The 17,911-nt window shown below is 40.8% G+C and carries 18 protein-coding genes; 10 read left to right on the top strand and 8 right to left on the bottom strand.

Features of this window, described 5'->3' with window-relative positions; all coding sequences use genetic code 11:
- Positions 1 to 42: 42 nt before the first annotated feature.
- From ytfJ to sppA, 4 genes are all read right to left on the bottom strand, one after another.
- Entirely contained in the window at positions 43 to 495 is a 453-nt protein-coding gene (gene ytfJ / locus JJ692_RS07850) for a GerW family sporulation protein (RefSeq protein WP_007501733.1), read from the bottom strand.
- 14 nt (positions 496 to 509) lie between these two features.
- Positions 510 to 1,217 carry a DUF2953 domain-containing protein gene (locus JJ692_RS07845; protein ID WP_206534388.1) on the bottom strand — a complete coding sequence of 236 codons (708 nt, stop codon included), beginning with the start codon at positions 1,215 to 1,217 and terminating at the stop codon, positions 510 to 512.
- Between the two features lie 98 nt (positions 1,218 to 1,315).
- Complete coding sequence (locus tag JJ692_RS07840; protein WP_024424812.1) at positions 1,316 to 1,840, bottom strand: RDD family protein; 525 nt, start codon at positions 1,838 to 1,840, stop codon at positions 1,316 to 1,318.
- A gap of 14 nt (positions 1,841 to 1,854) precedes the next feature.
- Positions 1,855 to 2,856 carry a signal peptide peptidase SppA gene (sppA, locus tag JJ692_RS07835; RefSeq protein WP_024424813.1) on the bottom strand — a complete coding sequence of 334 codons (1,002 nt, stop codon included), beginning with the start codon at positions 2,854 to 2,856 and terminating at the stop codon, positions 1,855 to 1,857.
- Positions 2,857 to 3,302: 446 nt separating this feature from the next.
- Here sppA and JJ692_RS07830 point away from each other — a divergent pair, with 446 nt between their 5' ends.
- The 10 genes from JJ692_RS07830 (at position 3,303) to JJ692_RS07785 (ending at position 14,473) form a co-directional block, all read left to right on the top strand.
- Positions 3,303 to 4,106, top strand: a complete 804-nt coding sequence (locus tag JJ692_RS07830; RefSeq protein WP_024424814.1) for an NAD kinase — start codon at positions 3,303 to 3,305, stop codon at positions 4,104 to 4,106.
- A 113-nt stretch (positions 4,107 to 4,219) separates the two neighbouring features.
- On the top strand, positions 4,220 to 5,662 hold the full coding sequence (locus JJ692_RS07825) for a DEAD/DEAH box helicase (protein ID WP_185853761.1): 1,443 nt from the start codon (positions 4,220 to 4,222) through the stop codon (positions 5,660 to 5,662).
- Between the two features lie 190 nt (positions 5,663 to 5,852).
- On the top strand, positions 5,853 to 6,908 hold the full coding sequence (gene desA, locus JJ692_RS07820; RefSeq protein ID WP_024424816.1) for a Delta(5) desaturase DesA: 1,056 nt from the start codon (positions 5,853 to 5,855) through the stop codon (positions 6,906 to 6,908).
- 118 nt (positions 6,909 to 7,026) lie between these two features.
- A complete protein-coding gene (locus tag JJ692_RS07815; RefSeq protein WP_024424817.1) occupies positions 7,027 to 8,163 on the top strand; it encodes a sensor histidine kinase in 1,137 nt (378 codons plus the stop codon).
- A complete protein-coding gene (locus JJ692_RS07810) occupies positions 8,160 to 8,759 on the top strand; it encodes a response regulator transcription factor (RefSeq protein ID WP_024424818.1) in 600 nt (199 codons plus the stop codon). Before JJ692_RS07815 ends, JJ692_RS07810 begins: the two co-directional genes overlap by 4 nt.
- 196 nt (positions 8,760 to 8,955) lie before the next feature.
- Complete coding sequence (locus JJ692_RS07805; RefSeq protein ID WP_024424819.1) at positions 8,956 to 9,876, top strand: iron-hydroxamate ABC transporter substrate-binding protein; 921 nt, start codon at positions 8,956 to 8,958, stop codon at positions 9,874 to 9,876.
- Positions 9,877 to 9,985: 109 nt separating this feature from the next.
- Positions 9,986 to 10,675 carry a response regulator transcription factor gene (locus tag JJ692_RS07800; RefSeq protein WP_056768201.1) on the top strand — a complete coding sequence of 230 codons (690 nt, stop codon included), beginning with the start codon at positions 9,986 to 9,988 and terminating at the stop codon, positions 10,673 to 10,675.
- Positions 10,675 to 11,679, top strand: a complete 1,005-nt coding sequence (locus JJ692_RS07795; protein ID WP_073206979.1) for a sensor histidine kinase — start codon at positions 10,675 to 10,677, stop codon at positions 11,677 to 11,679. Before JJ692_RS07800 ends, JJ692_RS07795 begins: the two co-directional genes overlap by 1 nt.
- A gap of 105 nt (positions 11,680 to 11,784) precedes the next feature.
- The gene (locus JJ692_RS07790; RefSeq protein ID WP_024426158.1) at positions 11,785 to 12,546 is read left to right on the top strand and encodes an ABC transporter ATP-binding protein; all 762 of its coding nucleotides are present in this window, start codon (positions 11,785 to 11,787) and stop codon (positions 12,544 to 12,546) included.
- On the top strand, positions 12,536 to 14,473 hold the full coding sequence (locus JJ692_RS07785) for an ABC transporter permease (protein ID WP_206534387.1): 1,938 nt from the start codon (positions 12,536 to 12,538) through the stop codon (positions 14,471 to 14,473). The genes JJ692_RS07790 and JJ692_RS07785 overlap by 11 nt, the downstream gene beginning before the upstream one ends.
- Before the next feature lie 38 nt (positions 14,474 to 14,511).
- Here the strand turns inward: JJ692_RS07785 and JJ692_RS07780 are convergent, their stop codons facing one another.
- The 4 genes from JJ692_RS07780 to JJ692_RS07765 form a co-directional block, all read right to left on the bottom strand.
- Positions 14,512 to 15,864 (bottom strand): amidohydrolase family protein, encoded by a 1,353-nt coding sequence (locus tag JJ692_RS07780; RefSeq protein WP_044334905.1) that lies wholly within the window; start codon positions 15,862 to 15,864, stop codon positions 14,512 to 14,514.
- Between the two features lie 176 nt (positions 15,865 to 16,040).
- Positions 16,041 to 16,217, bottom strand: a complete 177-nt coding sequence (locus tag JJ692_RS07775; RefSeq protein ID WP_166644691.1) for a hypothetical protein — start codon at positions 16,215 to 16,217, stop codon at positions 16,041 to 16,043.
- Between the two features lie 16 nt (positions 16,218 to 16,233).
- Positions 16,234 to 16,986: a hypothetical protein gene (locus JJ692_RS07770; RefSeq protein ID WP_044334904.1), complete on the bottom strand. Its 753-nt coding sequence runs from the start codon at positions 16,984 to 16,986 to the stop codon at positions 16,234 to 16,236.
- 253 nt (positions 16,987 to 17,239) lie between these two features.
- Positions 17,240 to 17,854: a LysE/ArgO family amino acid transporter gene (locus tag JJ692_RS07765; protein WP_034624225.1), complete on the bottom strand. Its 615-nt coding sequence runs from the start codon at positions 17,852 to 17,854 to the stop codon at positions 17,240 to 17,242.
- Between the last annotated feature and the right edge of the window lie 57 nt (positions 17,855 to 17,911).

Genomic DNA, 17,911 nt, shown 5'->3' with positions numbered 1-17,911 from the left:
GTCCCTTTTGCAAAAAAAGTTAACTGCAGCGCAGCTAACTTTTTAAAGGTCTATGTCATCTAGTTTTCGTTCTTTGTGACGGTGCTCCCGCTCATCCTTCTTAAACATGTGCTGAAGACGTTCAATTGCTTGAGGAGCAGAATCCAATATTTTATCGAGCAGATGTGTGTGTTCATCCAAATGAAGCATTCGAACTCCGTTTGTTCCTACAATTAAGAAGGCGATTGGTGTAATCGACACCCCGCCGCCGCTTCCGCCGCCAAATGGGAGTCTCGGCTCTTTTCGTTCCTGTTCATCAGAACGTTTTTCTTTCTTTTGGTTCCCGTTAAATTCACTGCCGCCGGCTGCAAATCCAAAACCAACCTTTGACACAGTGAGAATGACACTGCCGTCAGGGGTTTCGACTGGATCGCCGATGATTGTATTCACATCTATCATTTCTTTTAAGTTTTCCATCGCTGTCTTCATGAGACCTTGGATTGGATGATCTGCCATTTTCGGGTTCCTCCTTAAACAGATGATTCATTCTTCGTTGCTTGAAGAGAGGCACTTTTTCTCGCCTTTCTTCCTTTTAACCAATGGACAAGTAAACGAATGGCTGCAAGCATAGCATGTCCAATACGAAAATATGCTATACATGTAAACTGAGTCTGTGACACATTGTGCTGAAAGGCCGGAATGACTTCATACACCGGTTTATGCTTAAAGGTGAGATGCTCCTGCATAAAGGCAAGCAGTGCTCCTTTCACTGACCACACACCGCCGGCTGCTACACCTGTTAAAGCGGCGTCATGAAAGCCGATCCATGTCGACCAGTGAAATGAGACAACCCTTATGTGAATGAAGAATTTGCGCATGATCCGGTTTAAATCGACAATCTCTTTTGTGATGCGCTCCATTTGATGAAGGATTTGCTTCATATCACGCTTTCCTACTTTTTTATGCATCGATTCTTTTTCGTGATCAGGGTTTTTAGCGCTTTCCATTTTCTTTTCACGAATATCAATCGTTTGGTCTTCTGGATTGACCCTCACCATCGGAATATCTTTTTTGAGTCTGACCAATCCATATAAGGTGATGACCTTCAGTGCAATGTGGTCATTGTCGTTTGTATGCGAATAGTCCAGCAAAATGGTTACTTTCATGAAAATCAACAAGATCACAAGAAGCAAAAACGCTGCGATCCAAACGTAAAGCACTGTGCTCACTTCCTCCATAACAAATGATGCTTCCCCTACGATTATGGCTCTCATTCTGGATTTTATACCCAATCAACAAAAAAGAGTTTGACCGGTACCCGGCCAAACTCCTCTGATTATACGTTTGATTCTGTTTTTTCATATAAATGTTCATGGACGACCACCGTATCGGCAAAGTAATCATGAACCCCTTGCTTTTTCGGTGAGAACCCAACGATAGCATAGAGAATAAAGATCGTATTAATGTAGCGCCCCACAATCTCTCTAAAGAAAATAACATCCCATGCCAGCTTCTTCTCAGGCTGAAGTGAGACCACTTTAATTCCAAACACCATCTTGCCAAGTGTTTGTTGAAAGATTTTCGTCATGATGGCGAAATAAAGGAGGAATACAATCGTCGTTGTGACGGAAAATGGAGAAAACCATCCCCCTCCTTTGGACCAGCCAAACAGACTAAAGATTGGAGAAACCGTCAAATGGTTTACACCCCAGACGACGAGCCAATCAAGAATAAATGCCCAAAATCTAATCCAAAAACCTGCAAACGCCTGTGCTTCAATTGAAGCGCGCTTCACAAAGGCCGGCTTCGATTCTTCCTCTTGGCTGCGGCTTTCGCTTACTTCATCGAATGTAGAATCCATCTATGATCCCTCCTTTATTTTGAATAGAGATACATCGGTTTAGACCCATTTGAGCCAGCCAGTGTTTCTTTTAAATTCAGAAAATCAATTTCGCTTTTAAAGAGCTTGCTTGCACTCATGTTGAAGAGAGAGTTCCAGCCAAAGCTTTGAGAATAGCTGACCACTGTTGCTCCTTTTAAGCCTTTTTCATTTTTCTTCATCGCTTTTAATGCATCTTCATAATACCCAAGCTCATCGACTAATCCGTTCGATTTTGCCTGTGTCCCGTCATATACCCGGCCGTCGGCAATTTTCTTGACTTCCTGTTTTGACATGCCGCGTCCTTCAGAGATCACTTTGACAAATCCTTCATAAGAGTTATCGACCATGCTTTGCATGATGTTGCGCTCATCTTTTGTCATATCACGGTTCGGAGACATGATATCTTTGAATTTCCCGCTCTTAATCGTTTCATATTTAATACCTAGATTATCTGCGAGCTTAGAATAATTCAAGCTTTGCATGATGACCCCTAACGACCCTGTTAATGTTTCAGGTGAAGCAAAGATTTTCTTCGCTGGAGTTGACACGTAGTAGCCGCCAGAAGCTGCCATTGAACCCATAGATACGTAAATCGGCTTCTTCGCTTTTTTCACTTCTTCTAATTTTTTATGTATTTCAGCACTTTCATAGACACCGCCGCCAGGAGAGTTTACGCGCAGAAGTACACCTTTTACAGAAGCATCCTCTTTCGCTTTATCTAGTTCCTTGAGGAATGCACGATGATCATAACCTTCTCCGCCTAATAGGCTCGATGCACCGCCATTATCTTGAATGGTTCCATTAATCTCAAGAACAGCAATCTTGCCTGCACCGCTGCCATTCTCTAGTACCTTCTCTTCTATTTCATCCCCGAATTGATAGCTCATTTTATTGTCATTGAAGCTATCGAACAAGGCCATCGTGACACTAATCACAATTGAAAATCCGAAAACACCAAGTGCAATAATTAGCGCTACCCATCTTTTCGCATTCATCTTTTTCTCCTCCTTTTTTTCTCACTTCATTCATACGAATGCCCACATGAAATGTTTCACAGGAATTGTGGTTTTTTTACATTTCATGTAGGCATATGATAGCACCTCTCTTAAATAACGATCAACTTTACATCGTCTACGTAGATATGCGCATGACGAAAAATTGGCTTTTTTATCCTCTCCCTGCACCTAATAGGCTAGATCATCACCGCAACGAAACACCTAAACCATTCTTTCATGAGAAAACGGCTATTCAATTATGCTCAGGATTCAGCCATTTCAAATCACTCACATCGACTCATTTCTCATAAAGGCAATCCGATCATCAGGTGGTTCTTTCTAAAGTTTTTACTTTCATATGAAAAAAGTGTAAAATGTGAGCAAGGGTTTTCATGTAAGCCCTTTATCATTGAAAATTATTTTTGACAGCAAAGGGGAGAACGTCAATGACAGACAATCGTCGCAATGTATTTTTCTTTTACAAAAAAGATCATGAATTGGATGGACACATTTCTTCTCTCGAGAAGCTCGCTACCGATCAGGGCTTTCACGTCGTCAAGCGTGCAGAGGATGCCCATATTATTGCTTCAATTGGCGGGGATGGCACATTTCTTCAAGCAGTACGTAAAACAAACTTCCGGGATGACTGCTTGTATGTAGGGGTATCAAAATCAGAAAATACGCACTTATACTGCGATTTCTCATTAGAGCATTTTGATAAAATGATTGATGCCATGAACACTGAACAGCTTGAAGTGAGAAAATATCCGATCATCGATGTAAGCGTTGACAGCACAAACCAGTTCCATTGCTTAAATGAACTGTCGATCCGCTCCAGCATTATTAAAACATTTGTGATCGATGTGTATATAGATGATTTCCACTTTGAAACATTTAGAGGCGACGGCATGATTATTTCCACTCCGACTGGTTCAACGGCTTACAATAAATCGGTGAGCGGCGCCGTGGTTGATCCGATGCTTCCTTGTATGCAAGTCACAGAGCTTGCATCGCTGAATAACAACTCGTACCGTACATTAGGCGCTCCTTTCATCTTGAGCAGTGACCGCAAGCTGACGCTGAAGGTAGTGCAGGATGGAAACGATCATCCAATTATCGGGCTTGATAACGAAGCGCTCGGCACAAAACACGTCAAACAAATTGACATTGGCCTTTCAGGAAAAGTCATTAAAACGGTGAAATTAAAAGACAACTCTTACTGGGAAAAAGTAAAACGCAGATTCCTTTGAGAATTTGTCTGCACGCTGAAAGCTCCTTTACGGGGCTTTTTTTATGTCTTTTCATTCACGGCCATGGTTATGGTATGATGTCACAAGTATGAATGTACGAAAAGGAGAACACGATGACATTACAACATTTTGATCAATATCCATTAAGTGATGAATTGAAACAAGCGTTAGAAGCGCTTCACTTCCATACACCTACACCCGTTCAGCACGAGACATTATCCGTTGCTTTTTCAAAGCAGGATTTAATCGTCAAATCTCAGACTGGCAGCGGCAAGACTGCAGCCTATGGTCTGCCGATTTGTGAAATGGTTGATTGGGCTGAAAATAAACCTCAAGCCCTCATCCTCGTTCCGACACGAGAACTCGCCATGCAGGTCAAACAAGACCTCACAAGCCTTGGGCGGTTCAAACGAATCAAAGCCGCAGCCATTTATGGAAAAGCCTCTTTTCAAGCGCAGAAAGTAGAGCTTTCACAGAAAAACCATATTGTGTGCGGGACACCAGGCCGCATTTTGGATCACCTTGAGAAAGGCACCCTTTCTTTAGAAAATCTCAAATTTTTCGTGTTAGATGAAGCGGATGAGATGCTGAACATGGGATTTATCGATCAAGTCTCTTCTATTATTCAGTATCTGCCGCCAAAGCGCATGTCGATGCTGTTTTCAGCGACAATGTCTGATGACATGAAGAAATTGAGCGAACAGTTTTTACAATCACCAAAAGTCATTGAGATTGCACGTGAAGAAACGTCTGTACAGCAAATCACCCACACCGTCATTGAAACGGAAGAAGAATCAAAATTCTCCCTTCTTCAGCGTACGATCGTCATTGAAAATCCAGATAGCTGCATTATTTTCTGTAATACACAAGACCGAGTGAATGAACTCACACTGAAGCTGGACGAATGGGATGTGCCCTGTGACAAAATTCATGGCGGCATGAGACAGGAAGACCGCTTTGATGTGATGGATGAATTTAAAAAAGGTGAATTCCGTTATCTGATCGCAACAGATATAGCAGCCCGGGGAATTGATGTCAGTGATATGACACATGTCATTCATTATGATCTCCCTTATGAAAAAGAGCGCTATATTCACCGGACTGGCAGAACAGGCAGAGCGGGAAAAAGCGGGAAAACGATTGCGTTTATGACAAAGAATGCAAAACCGCTTATTGATGAATTAAAGCAGGATGCTGGCATAGACTTTCAAACTCAGCCTTATCCGACAAAGGAAGAAGCAGAGGAGCATGTAGAAAGCTTCGAAGAGAAAATTGAAACGCCTATTCAAAAGGAAAATAAACAGGCAGGCGTTGAGAAGGATATTATGAAGCTTTATTTTAACGGCGGAAAGAAAAAGAAGCTGCGGGCTGTTGATTTCGTTGGGACCATTGCCAAAATAGAAGGCGTTGCATTCGATGACATTGGGATTATTACGATTCAAGACACAAAAACATATGTAGATATTTTAAACGGCAAAGGCCCTCTTGTGCTGAATGCCATGCGCCACACAACCATTAAAGGCAAGCAGTTAAAAGTACATGAAGCACGTTCATAAAAAAAGTGAAGGCCCAGCGCCTTTACTTTTTTTATTTATATTGAAATAAGCTCAAAACCGTATTCCATCAGCCTTTTTGATGACAAACATGACAAATGTCATATTGAATACATGATGGGTGCTACTATGAGCATGACACCTTTCCTTCTATACTTTGAAGTAGAAAGAAACGGAAAGGACTTGAACGTTCATGACGACTTCAACAAACACACAGCAGCAAGCTACTTTAAGAAAACAAGTGGGTCAATTCTCTGGTGCTGATTCGAAAAAAAGTATCATTCAACTCTTTAATACATTCATTCCATTTTTAGGGCTTTGGTTTCTTGCCTATTATAGCCTGAATATCTCCTACCTTTTAACCCTCTTTTTTGCGGTTATTGCAGCTGGGTTTTTAGTACGTGTCTTTATTATTTTTCACGACTGCTGCCATCAATCCTTTTTTAAACAGAAGCCGCTAAATCACCTGTTCGGTTTTTTAACGGGCGTACTCACCCTTTTCCCTTATCTTCAATGGCAACGAGATCATTCCATTCACCATGCCACAAGCAGTAATTTAGACAAACGAGGTACTGGCGACATTTGGCTCCTAACAGTCAAAGAATATCAAGAAGCATCAGCATGGACGAAATTTCGCTACAGATTTTATCGTAACCCTTTTGTGATGTTTATTTTAGGACCGATCTTTGTCTTTCTCTTAAAAAACCGTTTCAACGTCAAAAATGCTCGTAAAAAAGAGCGTTGGAACACGTATTTCACAAACGTGAGCATCATTGCGTTAGCAGCCGCAACATGTCTTCTTTTTGGCTGGCAGGAATTCCTGCTTGTTCAAGGTCCGATCTTCCTGATCTCAGGATCTATCGGTGTATGGTTGTTTTATGTACAGCATACGTTTGAGGACTCTTATTTTGAAGCAGATGAACATTGGAACTATGTGCAGGCAGCTGTTGAAGGAAGCTCCTTTTACAAATTGCCAAAGCTTCTTCAATGGTTAACTGGTAATATCGGCTACCATCATGTCCATCATTTAAGCCCAAGAGTACCGAATTATCTTTTAGAGCATGCCCATGACCAAAGTGAACCGCTGCAAAATGTCCCGACCATCACGTTGAAAACAAGCCTTGAGTCGATGAAATTTAGACTGTGGGATGAGGAAACGAAAGCATTTGTGACGTTTAGAGAAGCACGGCAATCTAAGAAGATGAACGTTCCAGTTATCAAAGGAGACATTCTCAAGAAAAATGCATAATCGGCGCAGGCTCTTTCTTACACGAGAAGGGGCTTGTTGTCATTTACAGGATGCACCAATAGGCTGAATTTGATAAAGTAAGGAAAAACAATGAAAAACGAAAAAAGGTGGCACACGGATGAAAAAACAGTTTAAACTTCAAAAATTGCATGGGATTTCCCCCTATATATGGGCCATTTTTTTCATCCTGCCCTTCTATTTTATCCTTAAGACACCTTCGACTTTAGGTATTGTGATCGGCATTATTTTGAACGTCGTCTTTTTCGCTGTGTATCGTTTTGCCTTTGTTGCAAAAGGCTGGTCATTATATGTCTTTGGCCTATTATTGATCGGTATTTCAACTGGTTATGTGATGCTCTACAGCTATATTTATTTCGCTTTTTGCATCGCCTATTTTAACGGACATATTAAACGAAAAGTTCCCTTTTATATCTTGTACTATATCCATCTGGCGAGCGCCGCCGTGGCAGTGAACTTTAGTTTGATCTTAAAAAAGGGCTGGTTTCTCACACAAATTCCTTTTGTCGTCATCACCCTGATTAGTGCCATTCTTCTTCCTCTCAGCATTCGGAGCAGGAAGGAACGTGAACGGCTTGAGGAGAAATTAGAATATGCCAATGAACGGATTGCAGATCTTGTGAAGCTTGAAGAAAGGCAGCGCATTGCACGCGACCTGCATGACACCCTTGGACAAAAGCTTTCTTTGATCGGTTTAAAAAGTGATCTTGCCCGTAAACTCGTGTATAAAGACCCTGAACAGGCTCGTGCCGAACTCAAAAGCGTCCAGCAGACCGCCAGAACGTCTCTCAATGAAGTGCGGAAGATTGTTTCCTCCATGAAAGGCATCCGAATCAAAGATGAAATGTCGAACATCGAGCAAATTCTCGAAGCAGCTGGAATTGAATTGATTTATGATGAAAAGGAAGCACCGAAACACATCTCACTTCTGAACGAAAACATTGTGAGCATGTGCATAAAAGAGGCGGTGACGAATGTCGTCAAACATAGTGATGCAACGGTTTGTAAAATTACCATTCACCAAAAGTCAAAGGAAGCCATCATCACCGTTGAGGACGACGGAACATTTAAAGGCGACTATCCATCCTCTCAAACGAAGGGTCACGGCCTTTTAGGAATAAGAGAAAGATTGGAATTTGCAAATGGCCGCCTGCGGATTGAAACAAAAGACGGGACAAAGCTCATTATGAGCATTCCAAATGATTCAGCAGCAAAAGAAAAGGAGGGTATGAAATGATCAACATCTTTATCGCAGAAGATCAGCAAATGCTGCTTGGTGCACTCGGTTCACTTCTCGATTTAGAAGACGATATGACGGTTGTTGGAAAAGGTACAAATGGCCAAGATGCCATCGATTTTGCCAAAACACATCCTGTTGATATTTGCTTAATGGATATTGAAATGCCGGGAAAATCCGGACTTGATGCAGCGGAAGAGCTCAAAGGATCAGATGTGAAAATCATTATTTTAACGACCTTTGCCCGCTCCGGTTATTTCCAAAGGGCGCTAAAAGCGGGCGTCAGCGGCTACATGCTGAAAGACAGTCCAAGCGAGGAGCTGGCAAGTGCGATTCGCAGTGTGATGAAAGGGAAAAAGGTGTATGCCCCTGAATTGATGGAAGACTTATATAGTGATGAAAATCCTTTAACGGAGCGAGAGAAATCGGTCCTTGAACTCGTCGCAGACGGTAAAAACACAAAAGAAATTGCAAAAGAACTCAGCATCAAAAGCGGCACTGTCCGGAACTACATTTCCATTATTTTAGATAAGCTGGAAGTGAAAAACCGCATCGAGGCCATTACACGCTCAAAAGAAAAAGGCTGGTTTAAATAAGAAAAAAGATCAGGACACATGCTGCCTTGATCTTTTTTTATTGAAAATCCCCTTTTATTTTTTATTACCAGCTATCAAAATGTCATTGACAACAGCCTACAGTCCTATGATATGATATCCAAGTGATAATAATTATCATTATCACTAATACAACCAATATCCGGCTTATGCGCCGATTTCAAAGGAGTCTACATTCATGAAGAAAATATTGTTCCCTCTGATGCTCATCTTTGTACTTGCATTGAGCGCATGTGGCAATAGCAGCAGCTCTTCCTCAAATAAAGGAAATCAATCAGCATCATCAGACAAAATTACATATCAATCTGAAAATGGGCCTGTGAAGCTGCCAGCGCATCCAAAACGTGTTGTTGTGCTCGGTTCTTACACAGGGAATGTCATGTCACTTGGTGTGAACCTTGTCGGCGTTGACTCTTGGTCCAAAAAGAATCCGCGCTTCCAAAAGAAATTAAAAAATGTGGAAGAAGTATCTGATGCAAATGTAGAGAAAATCATGAAGCTAAAGCCTGATGTCATCATTGGCTTAAGCAATACTAAAAATGTAGAAAAACTCAAAAAAATCGCACCAACCGTTTTGTTTACGTATAACAAAGTTGATTACCTTCAGCAGCACATTGAAATTGGAAAAGTTTTAAACAAAGAAAAAGAAGCAAAAGCTTGGGTAAAAGATTTCAAAAAACGCGCAGCTGAAGCTGGAAAAGAAATCAAAGCAAAAATCGGTAAAGATGCAACAGTGTCTGTCTTTGAAAGCGGCACAAAAGATCTTTACGTTTTTGGAGATGCATGGGGCCGCGGAACAGAAATTCTCTATCAAGCAATGAAACTGAAAATGCCTGAGAAAGTGAAAGAAAAAGCATTAAAAGCCGGCTACTACGCGGTTTCACAGGAAGTCATTCCTGAATTTGCTGGAGACTATATGATCATTAGTAAAAACAGCGAAATGGACAATTCCTATCAAAACAGTGAAATTTACAAGTCCATCCCAGCTGTCAAAAAACATCGTGTGTATGAAGCCAATGCAGAGGAATTCTATTTTAATGACCCACTCACACTTGAATTCCAACTATCATTCTTTAAAAAGCACTTTTTAGGTAAATAAGCTGAAGCAAGGGACCTCTTCCCTTGCTTTTTTCTTGTCTGGTTCTAGCGGCAGGTCCTTTTTTCCGCTACAATGACAACAAGCGAATACAAAAAGTGTGGTGCTGATTTTGTTTAAGATTTTACTAATTGAAGATGATACAACCCTCTTCCAGGAAATCAAAGAACGTCTAGTTAACTGGTCCTATGATGTCTATGGGATTCAAAATTTTCATCAGGTGCTTCAGGAATTCACGTCTGTCCAGCCTGATCTCGTCATTATAGATATACAGCTGCCAAAATACGATGGCTTTCACTGGTGCCGGATGATTCGGCATCATTCAAATGTTCCAATCATCTTCCTCTCCTCAAGAGACCATCCAGCTGATATGGTCATGTCAATGCAGCTCGGTGCCGATGATTTTGTGCAAAAGCCCTTCCATTTTGACGTGCTCATTGCCAAAATAAGTGCTGTTCTTCGCCGCGTGCATGATTATAGTGCAGAACCGGCCAGCCTAAAGGTATGGTGCGGCGCTGCGATTGACCTAGAAAAAAATACCGTAACAAATGATCATGGTGAGGTTGAATTAACAAAAAATGAGTTATTTATTCTCAAGGAATTGATTCAGCATAAAAATCATATCGTAAGCCGTGAATCACTCATTCAAGCATTGTGGGAGGATGAACGGTTTGTCAGTGACAACACACTGACTGTAAACGTCAACCGCCTCAGAAAAAAACTAGACGAGATCTCCCTTGGCGCCTTCATTGAGACAAAAGTGGGTCAGGGCTATCTTGCAAAGGAAAAGGATGATCAATGATGCTGCAAGCATTTTTAAAAGAACGAAGAAGCTGGATTCTTTTCTTTCTTAGTTTGCAGCTCCTCATTCTGTTTGTTGCTTATTTGGATACGACCATTCCAATCGCTTCTCTTTTTTATATTGTGCTATTGTCTACGTTTCTCATGATTGTCTTTCTCTTTTTCCGATACCGAAAAGAAACGGCTTATTATGAGAGGTTGAAAGAATGGGATGATGACATTGAACATCAAATACGGCTAACCCCCTCTTCCCCATTTGAGCAGCTCATCCATGATGCAACGTCAGAGCAAATCGCACGCTACCGGCAGATGGCAGCAGAGCAGAAAATCGCTCTCGAAGAAGAAAAAGATGAATTGCTCTCTTGGATACATGAGGTCAAAACTCCCCTTACAGCGATGCGCTTAATGATTGACCGCTTAACAGATCAGCAGCTGAAATCAAATATGACGTATGAGTGGCTCAGAATACATTTATTACTTGATGCCCAGCTGCACCAAAGCAGAGTACGTCATATTGAAAATGATTTATTCATTGAAAAGCTGGACCTGCAAAGCATCATAGCAAAAGAAATCAAAGCGCTCCAATCCTGGTGTATGCAAAAAGGAATCGGCTTTGAGCTGACGCTGGAGGAACGTACCGTATTAAGTGATATAAAATGGTTATCCTTTATGATCAGACAGGTACTCACAAATGCAGTCAAATACAGCCATTCTTCCGATATTGTCATTGAAAGCAAGCAAATAAATGACCAAGTCATGCTGACGATCACAGATCAAGGCAGAGGAATTGATCCAAGAGACATCTCTCGTATTTTTGAAAAAGGCTTTACCTCAACTAGACATCACAATGACACCGCCTCAACAGGAATGGGGCTCTATTTAACGAAAAAAGGAGCAGACGCTCTTCATATGACGCTCGAGGTCAACTCCACGATAGATCAAGGGACAACCTTCACCTTCATCTTTCCGAAAAAGAATGATTTTGTTCATATTGCGAGCATGTGACAACAATGTCACATGCTCGTCTGTTTTGTTCGCCAAATCGAAGGACGTTTGGCAGCCTTCTTTTTATACTAGAGATATCAATTAAAAGAAAAAGGGGTTCAGCAAATGAACATTTTAGAAGCTCGCAAAATTTATAAAAGCTATGGAAATAAATTCAACAAACAAGAGGTGCTCAGCGGCATTGATTTGACCATTGAAGCCGGGGAATTTGTTAGTATCATGGGGCCATCAGGCTCGGGGAAAACAACCCTTCTGAACGTATTGTCCTCTATCGATCATGTGTCCAGCGGATCCATTCGTATTGCAGATGCTGAGATGACGCAAATGAAGGATCAGCAGCTCGCGGAATTTAGAAAAAAGCAGCTTGGCTTTGTTTTTCAAGATTATAATTTACTTGATACACTCACAGTCAAAGAAAACATCCTTTTGCCTTTATCCATCTCCAAAACGCCAAAAAAAGAAGCTTTTGAACGTTTTCAGCAGCTCGCAGAAGACATGGGCATTTATGAACTAAGAGATAAATATCCGAATGAACTCTCTGGCGGACAAAAGCAGCGGACATCGGCGGTTCGTGCCTTCATTCATGAACCAAGTCTTATTTTCGCTGATGAACCTACAGGGGCACTTGATTCCAAATCGGCATCTGACCTGCTCAACAAGCTGCAAGATTTCAACCGTAAACGAAAAGCGACCATTGTGATGGTAACTCATGATCCTGTCGCAGCCAGCTATTCAAGCCGCGTCATTTTTATCAAGGATGGACAGATTTATACACAGTTGAATAAAGGCGCTTTAGAAAGAAAAATGTTTTTCGAGGATATTATGAAAACGCAAGGTGTCTTAGGCGGTGTGAAGCATGAACATTAATCAGCTCATCTTCCGTAACTTGAAGAAAAATTTGAAGAATTACTATTTATATGTGTTTGCTCTCGTGTTTAGTGTTGCACTCTATTTTTCCTTTGTCACCTTGCAGTATTCGCCAGCACTTGATGGTGTAAAAGGCTCCATTAAAGGCGGCGCTTCAATTAAAGCCGCTTCGGTTCTGCTCATTGCGATCGTCGGTATTTTCCTGCTATATGCGAATAGCATTTTTATTAAACGTAGAGGAAAAGAAATAGGTCTCCTTCAGCTCATCGGCATGACGAAACAAAAAATTGCTAGACTGCTCAATGCAGAAAACTTTATCCTGTACGTGACAGCCATGGTTATCGGCATCATTGCCGGCTTTATCGGTTCAAAGCTGATGCTGATGGTGTTATTTAAAGTGACTGGTGTTAACGCCATTGCCAATCTGCATTTTTCAGGCATGGCCCTTCTGCAAACACTTTTTGTCTTTTTCATTATCTATGGATTGATTATGCTGAGAAATAGGCGTTTTATTAAAAAACAGACGATTTTATCTTTGTTTAGAACAACATCTTCGACAGAACAGCGTGTGAAAAAGATCTCTATCTTTGAAATCATCATTGGTGTTTTCGGTATTGTCTTGATCAGCTCAGGCTATTATATTTCTTCTAAGCTTTTTACCGGCTCATATACGTCGATGTTTGAGTTACTTTTAGCCATGATTTATATTCTAGCCTCTGTCATCATAGGTACCTTTCTTTTTTATAAAGGCTCTGTTTCTTTCATTGCCAATATCGTACGTAAAAGAAAAAATGGCTATCTCGCCATTCATGAAGTGTTATCTTTGTCATCCATTATGTTCAGGCTAAAATCAAATGCACTGCTTTTAACAATTATTACAACCGTATCTGCACTGGCCATCGGTTTGCTGGCTCTTAGCTACATTTCCTATTACTCAGCAGAAAAAACCGCTGAGCAGCAAATTCCAGCTCATTTCGTCATGGGCTCAGAAAAAGAAGCAGCCACCTTCACTCGTGCACTTTCTGACAAACATATTGCTTATGATCAAAAGCAGGTCAAAGTGATTCAAGCGAAATTTGATGCGAAAAAAATCATGGATTCAGAGTTGAAAAATATGAATAATGATCCAGGCGTATTGACACTGCCTGTGATCAGTGAGAAAAACGCACCAAATATTCATGTAGAGAACAACGAAGTTATTTTAAGCGGCTACAGTGATCTATTAAAAAAATTCATGCCGATTCAAAGCTCAGGCGATGTGAAGCTTCTCATCAAGGAGCCTATTGATTTGAAAGTCATGGATATGAAGAAAGATTATCTCATTTCATACAACTTCACTTTTGGCGGTCTGCCTGTTGCCGTCGTGAGTCAACATGTTTTTGAGCAGCTCGACAAACAGAAAGATCCAAAGCTGCAGCTTAAGAATAGCCAATATAACGCAGTCAATATAAAAGATGATCAAAATCTTGAACAAGCAAATCGCGTGTTTACATCTTTAAAACTAAGTGACAACAGCATGTCTCAATTATCTTCAGCTCAGCAGCAAAAACAAACAATAGGACTAATGATGTTTGTGGTCGGGTTTTTAGGTCTCAGCTTCCTTGTCACATCAGGCTGTATTTTATACTTTAAACAAATGAATGAAAGTGAAGAGGAACAAAGCTCCTACACGATCTTGCGTAAGCTTGGTTTTACTGAGAAGGATCTATTAAAAGGCATCCGGCTTAAACAGCTGTTTAACTTTGGGATTCCGCTCATCATCGGATTGCTGCACAGCTACTTTGCTGTACAATCAGGCTGGTTTTTGTTCGGCGGAGAATTGTGGACTCCAATGCTTATCGTCATGGCGATTTACACTGCCCTCTATTCTGTCTTCGGATTCCTGTCTGTCCAATATTATAAAAAGGTCATCAAAGAATCCTTGTAAACAATTCCCCATAGGCATCGCCTATGGGGTTATTTTATTTACGAAGGTGTCGATTCAAACTTGTGTGATAAAATATGGTCTCTTGCTGCATAAGCTTTTCGTTTGACCTCTTCTAGGTTCACATCAACAAGCTTTCCGTTTCGTTTCACTGCTTTTCCAGCCACATAAACAGAATCAACATTTGAAGGGTGTGCCGTTTGGACAACCGCGCCAGCCGGATCTGTCATCGGCAGAAGATTCATGCTTGTCCGGTCGATTAGGATGAAATCAGCTTCTTTCCCAGGTATAAGCGACCCAATTTTATGATCGAGCTGTAATGCACGAGCCCCATTGATCGTCGCAGCCTCAAGCATTTGATGAGCAGACAGCCCAAGTTCAGGCCCCGGCATGATCCCATCCATTAACAACGATTGATTTTGGATCGCGCGCTCTGCTTGAAGCCCGAATTTCATTTGGGCAAACAAATCTCCTCCTGTCGCTGTCACTACGTCTACACCGAGCGTTGGAAGAACACCTTGTTCAATCGCAAGTCCTGTGACAGGATAACCGTGACCCATCATCATTTCAATTTCAGGGGTAATGGATATAGAGCTTCCGCTGTCTGCCAGCATCTTCATTTGATCCGCATCAATTGCATTAATATGCACCATGTTCAAATCCGGTCCGAGTAACCCTGCTTTATGAAGCCGCTCAATCGATCGATCCTCCGCTCCCCAATTCCCAAAGCCGATGTGCATACTACATAGAGCATCTAGAGACCGGGCTGTTTCAATTTCAAATAGCGACGTCTCCCATGAAGAAAACTCTGGACCACGAATCGCAAGTCCCATTGTTAAAAGCTGATCTGATGATTGAAAATGCGCTTTTTTCACACGTGCTGCGTCCTCCATATTAGTGAGCGTACTCTCTCTATCCCAATACTCAGCATCTCCAGAAGAACCAAAAGCAAAAACAGCTCGTATGCCCGCATCTTTTAATCCTCCAATAAGCTCTTCTGTATGATCCAATGAATTGATCATCGTCCAGTCTAAAAACGTGGTCACACCTGCATCTAAAGCTTCTAATGCCCCTAAATAATTGGCGATTCGATCGTCGGATGGGCGTCTCATCGCTCCATAGTTGCCATAATAGATTTTGCTCAAATATGTCTGCAAAGACCAATCTGTTCCTATCCCCCGGATGACAGACTGCCACACATGCCGATGTGTATCTACAAGACCTGGCATGATGACCATATCAGATGCATCAACGATGTCTGCATCACTTACTTCAATTGAAGGTCCTACTTCTAAAATGTATTTCCCTTCAATTAATAAATCTCCCTTTTCAAGAAAACCTACAGTTGGATCCAATGTTAAGAGAGCTGCATCTTTAAACAATGTTTTCTTCATCCATATCCCCCTTTTCAAATGACGAGGATGAGTGCCCCCGCCTCAATGTCATTTTAAAACAGAACAGGATCAAATTAGAAGGAAAGTGACTTATCTCAATATATGAAGAGCTGGCGTTTCTGAAATAAATGAAAAAAGCATGAGCGTTACGCTCATACTAAGGATTTTTTATCTTATTAGTGAAGGGATGCTAAAAGATACGTTATGAAACCAACAATCGGAATGATCGGGATCATTAATTTCAATGTTTTATTCGTATTCTTATATAAATTCCATAGCAACACTGGTATTCCAAATGTTAACGTATCTAAAACAGCAAGAACTACTCCTTTACGCTGTTCTTTATGAGCCATTCTAAATCCCCCCTATTCACCAAACTTTTTTCACACAATAACCGGCCAATCCCGCTGATATACCTCCATTAATCACTGCGCATGCAATACAGCTAGCAGGTCCCGTAAAACAAATATAATAACACGCTCCTAGAACCATTGAACGTAATGGAAGAGATTCATTCGGACCGCTTTTCTTTTTTAAGCAGTCCCAAAACTTGTTCCAGTTAAAACTCGTTTGAATTTCCGAATCATCTATTTGGACAATTTTTTTATTTAATTCCATCATATCTTGCTTTACAGCATTTTCACCATAGGTAAAAGATCCTTTTAAAAACTCCCCTTTTTGGTTGATATGGAACTTATTTTTCAATTTTCCATTTTGAAAGAAATATGAGTGCAAATTCCCTTTCTCATCGTATTCCGCAAGTTGAATATAGTGAGCTTTTATTTGGCTCAGTGAAACTGAAATGAAGGAAACATTGTTAAGCAGCTGATTATCTGACTTCTTTTTTTTCAGATAAAAATAAACAACATCCATTTTAGCAGCTTTCAAATGAACAGCTGCACTTTCTCCATTTAATAGATATCCTTTCTTTTGGGCTAATTCTTTTGCCTCTAAAAATTGAGAGCTTTTTTTTGCCTTTTTTATGAGTTTTTCTGCTGCTTTATCATTTTGTATCTTTTTAAAAGGCTCGTCCTCCTTTACGGTAACAGCGTTTCCAACCGGATATTGTCCTAATAAAAGTGATATGAACAATAACACACAAAACATTTTTCTTATCTTCATCAATAGACTCCTTTAGTAAATTTAATAAAGATTATAATCTTTCAAGGGAAATAATGTAATAGACTAAATTACCAATAAAACCCACTAGTGATAATGTAGCATAAAGCCTACTCTTTATCATTTCCTCCAGGCAATTGCATCTGATTTACCTCTTAAGATCGTACTGACACTGGCTGGAAAGCCTGTCCAATACACAAAAAAAGCGCTGGATCATTACGTCCAAACGCTTCTTTGTTTCATTCTCTATGTACCTTTACACAATCAATTGATACGCAATGTATAACGCAACCAGCCAGATCATGACCGCCGAAGCCTTATTAATACGGTTCATCCATTTGCCGTTTGTATCTAACTTTCCTAACATCTTCCCTAAAAGGGCGAGCCCCATAAACCATAACCAGGACACGATGATACAGGCAAGTGTAAACGCCAGCTTTTCTGCCCCGCTATATTGCAGCGAATTCGTACCAATGACACCAATTGTATCGAGAATCGCATGGGGATTTAAAAGAGAAACTGAACAGGCAAATACAATTTGTTTTCTTGCAGGCATTAATTTCTGCTTCTCTTGATCACCTGATGATGAGCTTGTGTTCCATACAGACCATCCCATATACACTAAAAAACAAAAACCAATGATATAAAGACCAATTTGCAGCACTGGAATGGTAAACACAACAACAGAAACACCTATGACAGCTAAAGCAATTAAAAGTGTGTCACAAAGAGCAGCCGTGATGACGACAGGCATTGCTCGATATAATCGAGGCTGCAGCGCTCCTTGTTGAAACACAAATACATTTTGTGCACCCAAAGGTAAAATGAGACCAAAGGCAAGCACAATTCCATGAATGATCGCAATGGACATCTACTAACATTCTCCTTTTTCAGAAATTCCTACATATTTTAACACAAAGCACCCTGC

This window comes from Bacillus sp. 3a (assembly GCF_017161885.1).
Classification (GTDB): Bacteria; Bacillota; Bacilli; order Bacillales; family Bacillaceae; genus Bacillus; species Bacillus safensis.
Note: the sequence above shows the minus strand (reverse complement) of the source record. Positions and strands in the feature narration are given on the sequence as shown.